General features: G+C 43.3%; 8 protein-coding genes. All 8 read left to right on the top strand.

The window, feature by feature from the left end; genetic code table 11:
* Window positions 1-159: 159 nt before the first annotated feature.
* The 8 genes from FE296_RS27965 to FE296_RS27930 all read left to right on the top strand — a co-directional run bounded on the left by FE296_RS27965 (window position 160) and on the right by FE296_RS27930 (window position 12,334).
* The gene (locus FE296_RS27965) at window positions 160-2,457 is read left to right on the top strand and encodes a copper amine oxidase N-terminal domain-containing protein (protein WP_150367158.1); all 2,298 of its coding nucleotides are present in this window, start codon (window positions 160-162) and stop codon (window positions 2,455-2,457) included.
* Window positions 2,458-2,573: 116 nt separating this feature from the next.
* Window positions 2,574-4,859, top strand: coding sequence for a preprotein translocase subunit SecA (locus FE296_RS27960; RefSeq protein ID WP_150367157.1), 2,286 nt, complete (start codon window positions 2,574-2,576; stop codon window positions 4,857-4,859).
* Window positions 4,860-5,024: 165 nt separating this feature from the next.
* Window positions 5,025-5,210 (top strand): hypothetical protein, encoded by a 186-nt coding sequence (locus tag FE296_RS33620; RefSeq protein ID WP_223869066.1) that lies wholly within the window; start codon window positions 5,025-5,027, stop codon window positions 5,208-5,210.
* A gap of 199 nt (window positions 5,211-5,409) precedes the next feature.
* On the top strand, window positions 5,410-6,357 hold the full coding sequence (locus FE296_RS27950) for an ABC transporter permease (protein ID WP_150367156.1): 948 nt from the start codon (window positions 5,410-5,412) through the stop codon (window positions 6,355-6,357).
* A gap of 13 nt (window positions 6,358-6,370) precedes the next feature.
* Window positions 6,371-7,240, top strand: coding sequence for a carbohydrate ABC transporter permease (locus FE296_RS27945; RefSeq protein WP_150367155.1), 870 nt, complete (start codon window positions 6,371-6,373; stop codon window positions 7,238-7,240).
* A gap of 64 nt (window positions 7,241-7,304) precedes the next feature.
* On the top strand, window positions 7,305-8,891 hold the full coding sequence (locus FE296_RS27940) for an extracellular solute-binding protein (protein WP_150367154.1): 1,587 nt from the start codon (window positions 7,305-7,307) through the stop codon (window positions 8,889-8,891).
* 315 nt (window positions 8,892-9,206) lie between these two features.
* Window positions 9,207-10,724 (top strand): sensor histidine kinase, encoded by a 1,518-nt coding sequence (locus tag FE296_RS27935; protein WP_223869065.1) that lies wholly within the window; start codon window positions 9,207-9,209, stop codon window positions 10,722-10,724.
* Complete coding sequence (locus FE296_RS27930) at window positions 10,724-12,334, top strand: response regulator (RefSeq protein WP_150367152.1); 1,611 nt, start codon at window positions 10,724-10,726, stop codon at window positions 12,332-12,334. Before FE296_RS27935 ends, FE296_RS27930 begins: the two co-directional genes overlap by 1 nt.
* The last annotated feature ends 75 nt before the right edge of the window (window positions 12,335-12,409 follow it).

The following is a 12,409-nucleotide window of genomic DNA, read 5'->3' as shown; positions in this document are numbered from 1 at the left end:
TTATTCAAAGAACTTATAACCAAACATTAAAAAAATAGCTGTACTAAAATCCATAATTTACAATTCAATTAGAAACTTTTCCCTAAATCTAGCGTCTAATACTATGACTTTTTGAGGGGTTATAAATTACTAGAGAGTAGAAGGAGCCAAAGACAACGCATGAATATGAAGAAGAAATTATCCATTTTTACCGCTTTAGCCGTTTTTCAAGCATTTGCAGTTGGTTCTGCGAATGCGCAATCAGCACCACAAGGGGATACTGCGTCAGTAAACACGGCCAATGTAGAATCAGTTGAAGTGTTAAAGCAAGAGCAGCCGATTGCAGAGCGTGAAGTGAAGACGGAGAGCAATAACAAATCTACCAATACTCCGCCCACTGAAGCCAAGGACACTCAAACCTCGACCGGTACTGAGGCAACACCTAAAACAGATAGTGAGAAACCTGCATTGGATGGGGGAGAGACCACTACAAACGAAACGGGTACAAAACCTGCAGTTCAAGAGGAAACACCTGAGGAGGAAACACCAGCTACACCTGCTCAAATAGAGCAACCATCCATTGATGGAACGTCTCCTGTAGCAGCAGGTGGGAATCTGACGTTGTACATGAATAGCAACAAAATGGAGCAGGATGGAAAAACGTATCTTGCTGGCCAGCCAATGGCTGTAAAAAACGGTGTATCCTATGTTGCAATCCGTGCGCTGGTTGACCGTGTGGGATACGGCGTCAAATATGATAACAAAACCAAGGAAACCATCATTATTAGTGGTGAGGATGAACTCCGATTCAAGACTAACAGCAAGGACTATACGGTAAATGGAGAGACCAGAACGATGAAAGGCCCTGCTTATCAGCAAAAAAGTACATTCATGGTGCCGTTAACTTCCATTACTCAAGCTCTGAACATCACCTATAAAGTGAATCAGTCGGCTAAAACGGTTGTGTTGAATCTTAATACAAAACCTGTTGCAAGCTTCATCATTTCTCAAAAGGAAATCTTTGCAGGAGATCAAGTGGACTACGTGACTTCTTCCAGTTCTCCAAATGGACTGGATATCGTTGACGAACGCTGGACTGGTCGCCAGGATTCATTTGATCAAGCAGGTACATATACGATTTCATATCAGGTTCAGGATTCCAATGGCCAATGGAGCGATCCCTATTCAACTACGATTGAGGTTATGAGTCCTAACCTTCCTCCTGTAGCCATGTTCGCCACGGATAAAGAACAGTATAAAATGGGCGAGAAAATAACATACACAGACCAAAGTACAGATGACGAAAATAATATTGATAAAGCGGTATGGGAGAACAATTCACTTGCGTTCTTTGAACCGGGTCCAAAAACGGTGACTCTTACGGTTACTGACAATCACGGCGCTACGAACACGTACTCCAAAGTCATTACCATAACCAATGAGACCTTATATTCATTTACCGACTTCAATTTACTTTTCACGCCAGTAGGACAGAAATTTACCTTTAACGGCGGCGAAGTGACTACGATGGAGAAAGTGCCTTATACGTACATGGATGAGCCAAGTTTGCTGATCCGTAGTAACAGTCCGGAAACTGTGAATACGGAAGGCATTGTATATAAAGAATCATCTTCGGGGCAGACCCGTTTCATGATTCACCACGTGAACAATACAGGCAAAAGAGTAAAAATGTATGTGATTGCAACCAATAACAATCCAAATCCGGCAGTATTTGAACAACAGAATATGGGCTTTGCCGGACCTACACCATATGCTACCGTAGCTGGGAAATTGTCTATTGATAAATGGTTCAAGTCGATTCAGACTGGAGCGGATCAAAAGAAAGAGTACCTTCAACCTGGGGAAAGCAAATTGATTTTGACTGAACTCAATAAAACGCCGATGAAAGAAGGACAAGTCATCTCTCTCTATTCGGACGCTTATAGTGATTATTCCCTAGACTATAACGTTATCCTGGTGGAAGAAAATAAAGATCCGTTCGAAGCCTTGCCATTGCTTCCCGTGCTTGATCGTGACGGCGTGCATAACCGGGGTACGTACCCGAACGCGACTCGCGTCATAAAGTACGATGAGCACGTGGGACTCAAACCGGCTCGTCTGCCACTTGGTGACAATTCAAGCGATCCCAATCTGGTAGGAACAGATCCGATGGCTTACACAGATGCATCCAACGCGGGTAATTTCGGCGTATTGTACAGAATTACGCTCACCAATGTTGCACCGCGTACGCTTATCTCCTTTAACCCTCGTGGAGGGAAGTACTCCGGAGTAGCGCTGGTGAACAACCAGTTGGTATCGATTGCCGAAGGCAACGTTGCCGTTGCCAATTCAAGTGAACAAAGCGTTCTTTACCGCACAGGGTTAACTGGAGAGAGCGTAACGATTCTATTCTCTGCCGCGCCAGGAAGTAACCTGCCGGTCAATCTGCTCTTCACACCGCTCCCATCGGAGAAGTAATGCAGTTGTCTCTTATAACGAATGGTTTGGTGGCACGTTAATCATCGACAGAAAAGACTCCATATGGAGTCTTTTCTTTTCACAACTTATTTCTACTAAGGAGGAATCAAATTCCGATGAATGTAGTCGTCAAGTTGATACGTGAATTCAAAGAGCGCGATACCCGGCGTTTGTTGAAAGATTATCGAGACAGAGTGGAGCTTATAAGGAAACGGAACTTGGAAACTTGGGACGATCAGCGCCTGCAAGCGGAATCCCTTCGGCTGCAAGAAGAAGCAAGATCAGGCATGTCTTTGGATGAGCTGCTTGTTGATGCTTATGCTTTAGTCTGCGAGGTTGCGAAGAGAACACTCGGATTACAGCCTTACGATGTGCAAATTATGGCTGCGATTGCTTTGCACGAGAGATTTTTGATCGAGCAGCATACCGGTGAAGGAAAAACACTCTCTGCTGTTATGCCTGTTTATCTCAACGCATTGACAGGCAAAGGCGTTCATGTACTCACATTTAACGACTACTTGGCAAATCGAGATGCAGCGTGGATGGGCCCGATCTACCGTTTCCTCGGGTTAACGGTAAGCTCGGTTCAAGCGGGCATGAGCCTGTTAGAGAAACGGGAAGCTTACGCCAAGGACATAACCTATGTTACGGCTAAAGAAGCAGGGTTTGATTATTTGCGTGACACAATCACATTCAATGAAGCCGATACCGTACACCGTCCTTTCCATTACGTCATCGTCGACGAAGCGGATTCATTGCTTCTTGATGAAGCGCGGGTACCGCTAGTCATTAGTGGCGATTCGAGTGCTTCCAAGAGTGATGGCAATCTTTTCGCAGAAGTGGCCCGGCTGCTGCAGCCAGGAGAGCACTACGATTTTGACGAGTTCCAGCGGAACGTTTACTTGAATGAAGCGGGTAGTGCAAAAGCGGAGTTGCTGCTGGGATGTGGCAATTTGTACGATAGCCATAACAGTCATTGGTTAACGTCATTGAATTGTGCGCTGCATGTGGAATCGTTATTAAAAAAAGACGTCGATTACATCGTCCGGGACGGTGTAATTGAGCTAATCGAAGAACACACCGGCCGTGTGGCCGAGAACAGATATTTGCCGGACGGGTTGCAAGCTGCACTGGTGGCGAAAGAAGGATTGCAGTGGAAGGCCGGTGGTAGAATTCTCGGCACGATTACTATTCAGCACTTTATTAGCCTATATTCGGGAATTTGCGGAATGACGGCAACGGCGCACGCTTCAGCAATGGAATTTGAGGATATCTATGCGTTACAGGTCGTGCAAATACCGCCAAACCAGCCAAACATACGGATCGACCACAAGCACCGAATTTACACCCATAAAGAAGCCAAATATAAGGCGCTTGTACAGGAAATCTCTTCCGTCCATAGGATGGGACGCCCCATTCTTATTGGCACGTCAAGCGTCGAGGAATCTGATATGCTGTCGGAGGCGCTTGCCGCTGCTGGCGTACCTTGTCAGGTTCTGAATGCAAAAAACGATGCAAAAGAAGCCGAAATCATCGCTAAAGCGGGAGAAATAGGCGCGGTAACGGTATCTACGAATATGGCAGGGCGAGGCGTCGACATTCGTCTCGGCGGTGGTAATCCCGCTCAGGCAGAAGTGGTTGCCAAACTGGGCGGATTATACGTGATAGGTACATATGTGAACGAAAGCATGCGGATAGATGACCAGCTGCGCGGGCGTTCCGGCCGCCAAGGTGACCCTGGGTCTTCCGTATTTTATATTAGCTTGGAAGACGAGTTGATGCTTCGCTTTGGCATTCATAAACTGTTTCGCGCTCCAAATCAGGACGAGGTTCTTGATGATCCGGCGCTCCGCAGCAAAATCGAGCATATTCAGCGCGTTATTATAGGTCAAAACTTCGATATTCAGCGGGAATTGAACTGTTATTCGGATATGGTGGAGGATCAGAGGCGAATTTTATATGAAGAAAGGCTAGGGATTTTGAAAGCTGAGAGACTGATGAGTCCATCGGAGCAGCGCGTACGGCTTTTTTATATCGACGAGTTCTGGGCTGACCATCTGGCATTCGTTTCTTACATTCGTGAAAGCATCCATCTCGAGAGCATTACCAGTCGCAATCCAATCGACGAGTTTCATACGCAAATCACCCAAGCATTCGAGCAAATTCCGGCTAAAATAGATCATGAATCTGCGAATATGCTTAGAAAACTCGGAGGTTCGAATGATCCCGAGAAATGGGAACAGTTCGGTCTGAAGAGTCCTATTTCGACTCGGACTTATATGATCAACGATCAATACAGCCAAGATAAGCGCAGTTCATGGACCGGAACGACGGTATTTGCTTTTTGGGGCAGTAAAATTTTGAAGCTGTTACTGAAGCCAGTATATAGGATGTCAAAATAGTGATGGGAGCGTGACGATCGATGAACAATAGAGAACGGTTTTCGAGCCGGGTCGATTCTTATTTGAAATACCGCCCGAGTTATCCAAAAGAGGCTATTGACTATTTGTACGACATCGTTGGTTTACGTGTGAACAGAAGGTTCAATGCATGAAATGCGATTCAGAATGAGTCAGGAGTTCGATTTCGAGGGATTGAAAGGCCGGTTGCTATCATCTTCCTACAGCCCTGCACCAGGGCATGCAAATTACGATCCTATGATGTCAGAACTAAGGAATTTATTTGATAAAAATAATCAAGATGGTCTTGTTGAATTCGATTATGAAACTGAGATTTTTTGGGGAAAAGTTTAAATAAGGCATTTGAAAGTCGCTATTATAGCGACTTTTTTTTATTTTAGTGGAACAAGTTTTTGTCTCACTTGCCGGGATCAGCTGTTGGAACGAGCCAAAGCACACTTCTTAAAATCTTATAAGAAATTCTTGATATTTCAGAAATTTATCCGATAGGCGGGTGCTATTATACAAATACAAACAAAGACGAGGTGATGAAATGCAAGCAAAATTGGCAGCGGACGCCGTTCCCATCTCCACAAAGCGAAAGTCATGGATAAGGACGATAAAAAAGCACAAAGTGATGTATGCTCTCTTATTACCAGCCTTAATTTACTTTGCCGTGTTCAAATACATTCCTATGGCGGGAATCATGATTGCTTTTAAAAACTACAACCTGGCTTTGGGACTATGGGATAGCCCCTGGGTGGGATTCAAAAATTTTACGGATTTTATGAACGGCGTTTATTTCTGGGACATCATGAAAAATACGATCATCATATCGCTGTATAAGCTATTGTTCGGATTCTCCGCGCCCATCGTACTTGCTTTACTCCTCAATGAAGTGTATAGCCAATGGTTTAAGAAAATCGTACAGACCATCACTTATTTACCTCATTTTCTGTCATGGGTCATTGTGTATGGAATTATGGTGGCATTACTAGCCCCAGGCGATGGTCTCTTTAACATGATTATGAAGGATTTTGGTTTTGAACCCATCTCGTTTCTAACGGAACCTGCCTGGGGCAGATTGCTAATCATCTTATCTGAAGTATGGAAGGATATTGGATGGGGGGCAATATTGTACCTTGCCGCCTTGGCAGGAATCGATCCAAGCTTATATGAAGCAGCTCGAATGGATGGCGCTTCCAAATGGAGACAACTATGGCATATCACGTTACCTGGTATTCGAGGAGTCATTATTCTGATGCTGATTCTAAAATTAAGCCATATCCTGGATGCGGGTTTTGACCAAATATTCATGTTTGCCAATACCTTTAATCAGGAGAAGATCGACATTATCGACACATGGGTATACCGTGAAGGGTTGGAGCGTCTCAAGATTGGCTTGGCTACTGCTGTAGGATTGTTTAAAGCTGTCATCGGATTTGCTTTGGTGTTGGCAGCGAATAAGCTCGCCAAAAAATTCGATGGGCAAATTTGGTGAGGTGGTCTTTAGAATGATCCATATGACAATTGGTGAAAAAGTCTGGCAAACCGTCGTTTATGTGATGCTTATTTTGTTATCCCTACTTTGTGTGCTGCCCTTCCTATATGTGGTTGCTGTCTCCGTAACGCCAGAGTCGGAAGTATTAAGAAGAGGGATTGTGATTATACCCGAATCCTTTACTTTACTGGCCTATAAAGAAGTATTCGTTTCTCAGGGGATCTGGCAGGCGTATAAAATTACGTTGTTTCGAACGATTGTAGGGACTGCGTTAAATGTATTTTTTACAGTAATCGCGGCATATCCGTTATCCAAAAAATATTTACCCGGAAGAAGTCCGTTTTTACTCTTCATTGTGTTTACCATGATGTTCAGTGGGGGATTAATTCCGACATATTTACTAATCCGCTCTCTGGGATTGTTAAACAGTCCTTGGGTATTGATTATTCCAAATCTCATTAGTGCATTTAATCTGGTGATTATCAAAGGTTTTTTTGAGCAATTACCTGGTGAAATCGAGGAATCAGCGAGGGTAGACGGTGCCAGTGAACTTCAGACGTTATGGCGGATCATTTTACCCCTGTCCTTACCCGTACTTTCCACCATTTCCTTATTTTACGCAGTCGGGCATTGGAACAGTTATTTTGATGCCATTGTATATATCAATGATTCCAACTACATGCCACTTCAAGTGATTCTGCGCAACATCCTGCTTAACGTCGCAACTCAAAGCGCTGATTCGCTCGCCAATTCCGGGGCTGTCAGTACGTTCGCCGTGCAGATGGCTACAGTTGTTGTAACTACAGTCCCGATATTGATCGTTTATCCATTTTTGCAAAAGCATTTTACCAAAGGTGTACTCCTGGGATCCGTTAAAGGATAAAAGGTGTTCCAACCTAACTTATTACGGTAAACCGTGATAATATACAAGCAAAGGAGAGGTCAATATGCAGCGTAAAAAGATTTCATTTGCTATTCTGTCGGCAATCTTAGGACTTGGAACGCTTTTGTCAGGATGTGGGGGAAATGAAGAAGTTACATCGACAACCTCGAGTAATTCGCAAGGCCAGTCTGGCCAGTTTGCAACCAAAATGAAGATCTCCATGTTTAACCAAGGTACATTCAATGCTGCAGCTCCGGTACCTCCACGGGATGAAGATATTCAACGCCAAATGTTGGAAGAAGAGATGAACATCGACTTGGAGATGATGATTCCTCAAGCGGGTCAAGCAACAACCAAACTGAATACACTCATTGCTGGCGGGGATATTCCAGATTTGCTCTTCTTGAAGAGCCGTGCTGATCTTGCGCAATATTACGATCAAGGCGTGCTTGCGGATTTGACACCTTATCTGGATCAGTTTCCTGAATTACAGAAACGGTTTGGCAATGACTCCTGGGAGGCGATGTCCTATCAAGGGAAAACGATCGGAGTTCCAGGCTATGATAATGTAAACGGTATCAGTCGTAGCTTCTTCATCCGTAACGATTGGCTGAAAAAGCTGAATATGGATGTGCCAACGACACCTGATGAGTTGTTTGAAGTTATGAAAGCCTTTACAGAGAAAGATCCGGACGGTAATGGCAAAAACGATACGTACGGATTCATCGGCGGTATGAATAAAGAAGGCAATCTGCAAACCTACGGCTTTGATAGCCTGATGTGGATGTTTGGCGTTAATCCGCCTTCGGCCGTTGAGATTAAAGATAATGAACCGGTATTTCTGTTTATCGATCCCAAAATGAAAGAGGCACTTGCTTACATTAATAAAATGATGGCAGCCAAAGTCGTAGACCCGGACTGGGTGACGATGAATTCACCTGATCTGTTGGACCAAAAGATGTTTAAGGGTAAAGTTGGTTTCATGATCAGGGATGCCCGCAGACTGGAGCCAGATTATCAGCAGAAAATGAAAGAAATTAGTGGAGAGGTGCCGGAATGGATCGTTATTTCTCCGATGAAAGGTCCTTACGGGGATCAAATTGTAGAGAGAAAATCGTTCCAGGGTAATTCATGGGCAATATCCGCAAAAGCGGACGAGGACAAAATCATTCGCATCTTGTCCATGCTGAATTATCTCTTTACGGATGAAAAAGCCTATCCGAATTTTGCATACGGAATCAAAGGGATTCATTGGGATGTCGTAGATGGCAAGATCAAAAATAAAACCTCGGAGTTATCGAAGGAAATGAAAGAGAAGTACCTGTGGGTCGATCATTATAGAATGCCGCGGCGTGGTGATGATGCGGAGTACTTCAGCTTCCAGAATCCGAAAACAGTGGAAGCGTTCAAGAACAATCAGCAATATGTGGGGCCAACGTTACCCGGTAATTTATTGACCCCAGACCCGAGCGACACCTTGGATGCTGACCGCCAACGGTTCATTAATGAAAGCTTAGTCAAATTTATGACGGGCAAAGAACCTCTTTCCAACTGGGACAATTTCCTCCAAACGTTGGATACCAAGTTTAACATGCAGAAGTATAAGGAAACAGCCACCCAGCAATTTAAAGACGCCGGCCTCATCAAGTAAAAATAAACAAAGAGAGAGTGGCTATTCGTAGCCCCTCTCTTTATTAGCATATGCTATTCTTAGTTTAAAACGGAGCTAAAAGGAAGATGATGGATGCGAAGAAGAATCAGCTTGCCTTTAAAATTATTTTTTATCGTGTTTGCCTTTGTATTAGGCTGCATCATCTTGATAAGCCAATTGTCTTATCGCTATGTTCAAAAGGAAATAAGAACCAATGACATTTTTTACACCAATCAAATACTAGACAAGGTTGACCAGTATTTCACCGTTAATTTTTCCTCCTTCCAGACGATTCTCTTCTCAGTTGAAACATCAGTGAAAGCCAACATTAACAATACCGAAGTGATTAAAAAGCAATTAAGGGAGCTGTATGAACTCAACAGTATTTATGTCAGTAATATTTATTTGATCAAAAGCGATTTATCCATTCTGGGTGGAAGTACACCTACTCGAATATTCGATGAACCTTTATCGGAAAGAGCCCCTTTATTTGATGCGACTGACAAGAATAGAAGGACTACCTTTGTTAGTGAACCTTACAAATCGAAGTATTCCGGCTGGACCGTTACGATGGTTCGATATCTGAACGGTGCTCCGGCTCCTATGGCCATTGCGGTTGATTTGGATCTAAATGCCATCGAAGAAACCTTGTTCAAGATTAATAAACAGGAACAAATGAATCTGGCTCTGATCACTGCGTCAGGTAAGATCATTGCCGGATTTTCTGAAAATAAAGGACCTCTGAATATCCAAGATCATTCTTTTTCGATCGGAGAGACGTCAGCGGAAGAAATTCTGGATACAACAGAAACAAACCTTCAACTGTATACCAACGATGGCACTCCGGTCTCCCTTTTGAAAAAACCAACGGAGAAATTCAACTGGACCATCATCTCGATCAACGATGAATCACGCTTAAAAGCAGCGTTATCCAGATTGGAAACCTATTATCTCGAGCTTCTCGCTGCAGGTCTTCTTTTAAGTTTGTTCATTTCTTTTTTGGTTGCCAAATATATAAGAAAACCACTCTATACGCTCAAAACAAAAATGAAGCAGGTGGAACAAGGTATCCTCACAACGACAATAACGATTAATCGAAACGATGAGTTTGGCGATCTTTCACGAGCATTCGATCGTATGCTTCAGCAGATTGTTGAACTGATTCGTCGAGCCGAGCTTCATAATGAACTTGAGCGGAAGTTGGAAATCCAGGTGTTACAGTCTCAAATTAACCCTCATTTTCTGTATAACACACTTGGTTCGATCAGCAATGTGATACGTCTCGGACAAATAGAGAAAGTAGATGTGGTGATCGGGTCGCTCATTTCATTATTGGAATACGGAATAGACGATGCTTCTGAGAAGGTTTCCCTACGCCAGGAATTACGCAATGTAGCGGACTATATCGAGATCCAGAACATTCGGTATAACCGAACCTTCAACTTGATTGAAGATATCGAAGCAGGGTTAATGGATTTTCCGGTTTTCCGAATGCTGCTGCAGCCCCTTGTGGAGAATAGTATCTTCCATGGTTACAACGGAGGAGGAATTGAGGGGCCAATTACGATTCATGCGTACAGGGAGGACGGCATCGTCATCATCGAAGTTGTTGATCAAGGTGAGGGAATTCCAGCTGATAAAATAAAACATATTTTAATCTCAGAACCAAGTGAAGAGGAAGTAAAAAGAAAACGAATCGGGCTGAATAATATTCATGGTCGAATAAGACTTCACTACGGAGATCAATTCGGACTGGATATCATTAGCATACCTAAGGAAATAACCCGTATACGCGCTGTATTCCCGGCAGAATTGCCAAAAGGAGATGCATAATGGGGAGAGACTACACCTGCTTCATTGTTGACGATGAAGATCTGATCATTCAACGATTGGAATTGTTTTTTAATGAACTCTCTCATAGGGATAGACGATTTGTTCTGGTGGGCAAAGCGAATAATGGGCTGAATGGGATCGAGGAGATCATAAAACTTAAACCGGATATCGTCATATCCGATATTGTAATGCCGCGAATGGACGGAATCTCCATGATTGAGCAGCTAAAGGCGGAGCTCCCCCATACCCAATACATACTGCTGACCGCCTATTCATCCTTCGAATACGCTCAGCGGGCGATTCAAGCCAACGTATTGGAGTACATTGTAAAGGTTCCGCTGAGGGAAGCCGATTTGAATCGAGCGTTGGATAAGGCAGCAGGAATTTTAAATGAGTTTGAGAAAAAAGAAGCGGAATTTCACTCGTTAAACGTATCCGTGCTTGAAAATAAATACAGAGTCCGCAAGCAATTTTTTAACGAATTGATCCGAGGTGAAATTCCTTCTCATCGGGCATCGGATTTTGCCAATCGCATGCAGTTTCATTTCTTTCAAGCCAACTATTGCTGTTTCATTGTTGAGATGAATACGTATGAAAGTTTCCGAAACGAATACGCGGCCGCAGATCAAAACATCTTGAAGTATGCGATAACAAATATCATCGAAGAAACAGTGATGAATGGTAGCAGTGGGGTAGCTGCGGATCTGTCCGATAATCGTTTTATTGGTTTTTTATCCTGGGAAAATAACCGCAGTGATATGGAAACGGAATATGCTTGCCTATCCTTGGGAGGGCAGATCATCTCTCATTTACATCAATATTTGAATAAGAGAGTATCTGTCGCTTTTGGAAGTCCACACCGAGGCTGGGAATCGATCAAACAGGCTTATACGGAAGCTAAAAATGTGAGTGAGGATTTCTATTATCATACCGAAAAAGTCGTAAAAACACCGATGCATCGGTTCCAATACCATAATGACAAAAAAACAGACTTTCAGCAGAAGCTTGCTGATTTTCTTATACGCCTGAAGAGGAAGGTTTCCAAGGAAGAGCTGGACAATGCACTTGCCGATCTGTCGCAATTTGTTACGGACTATAAAATCCACAAGTCCATCATGGTGCCAATGATTAGAGACTTGTACAGAGACATTACCGTGAAATTTAAATCGGGAAATAAGATGGCCACGGAAGTTCCAGACTTCCCCATGGAATTTATGGCTTTTCAGGAGCAGCTTGCCTATATTGGTGACTTCACATTTGAATACGTACACGCGGGCCAACTATTACATCGTGCAGAAATTATGAGTGCTATGTATTATATAGAGACAAACCTGAAACAACGTTTAACGTTGGAGGCAATTGCCGAGGAAGTGAATTTAGCGCCATCGTATTTTAGCAGCTTATTCAAAAAAACAATGAACGAAGGTGTGATCAGCTACATCAACCGTAAAAAAATCCATCTCGCCCTCGAGTTGTTAAACGTTCGGGATTATTCATTATTGGAATTGTGCGAGGAAGTAGGTATCGTCAATGAAGGGTATTTTTGCAAACTGTTTAAAGAATATACGGGGGATACACCTAAGCAATATCGAATAAAAATGACACGGTAGAAATCCTAATAAGGATGCAAAAAAATGTATGATTTTTTCGCGAAATCCTGTAAAAAAAAAAGGTGCCAAAACCAT

It is taken from the genome of Paenibacillus sp. UASWS1643, from assembly GCF_008693195.1.
In the GTDB taxonomy this organism is placed as follows: domain Bacteria; phylum Bacillota; class Bacilli; order Paenibacillales; family Paenibacillaceae; genus Paenibacillus; species Paenibacillus amylolyticus_B.
This window is presented reverse-complemented; position numbering and strand designations above follow the sequence as displayed.

What these genes read in the sequence shown, in the direction of transcription:
- FE296_RS27960 (WP_150367157.1), top strand. Translation starts at nt 2,574, where the DNA reads ATGAATGTAGTCGTCAAGTTGATACGTGAATTCAAAGAGCGCGATACC.
- FE296_RS27965 (WP_150367158.1), top strand. Translation starts at nt 160, where the DNA reads ATGAATATGAAGAAGAAATTATCCATTTTTACCGCTTTAGCCGTTTTT.
- FE296_RS27950 (WP_150367156.1), top strand. Translation starts at nt 5,410, where the DNA reads ATGCAAGCAAAATTGGCAGCGGACGCCGTTCCCATCTCCACAAAGCGA.
- FE296_RS33620 (WP_223869066.1), top strand. Translation starts at nt 5,025, where the DNA reads ATGAGTCAGGAGTTCGATTTCGAGGGATTGAAAGGCCGGTTGCTATCA.
- FE296_RS27930 (WP_150367152.1), top strand. Translation starts at nt 10,724, where the DNA reads ATGGGGAGAGACTACACCTGCTTCATTGTTGACGATGAAGATCTGATC.
- FE296_RS27940 (WP_150367154.1), top strand. Translation starts at nt 7,305, where the DNA reads ATGCAGCGTAAAAAGATTTCATTTGCTATTCTGTCGGCAATCTTAGGA.
- FE296_RS27945 (WP_150367155.1), top strand. Translation starts at nt 6,371, where the DNA reads ATGATCCATATGACAATTGGTGAAAAAGTCTGGCAAACCGTCGTTTAT.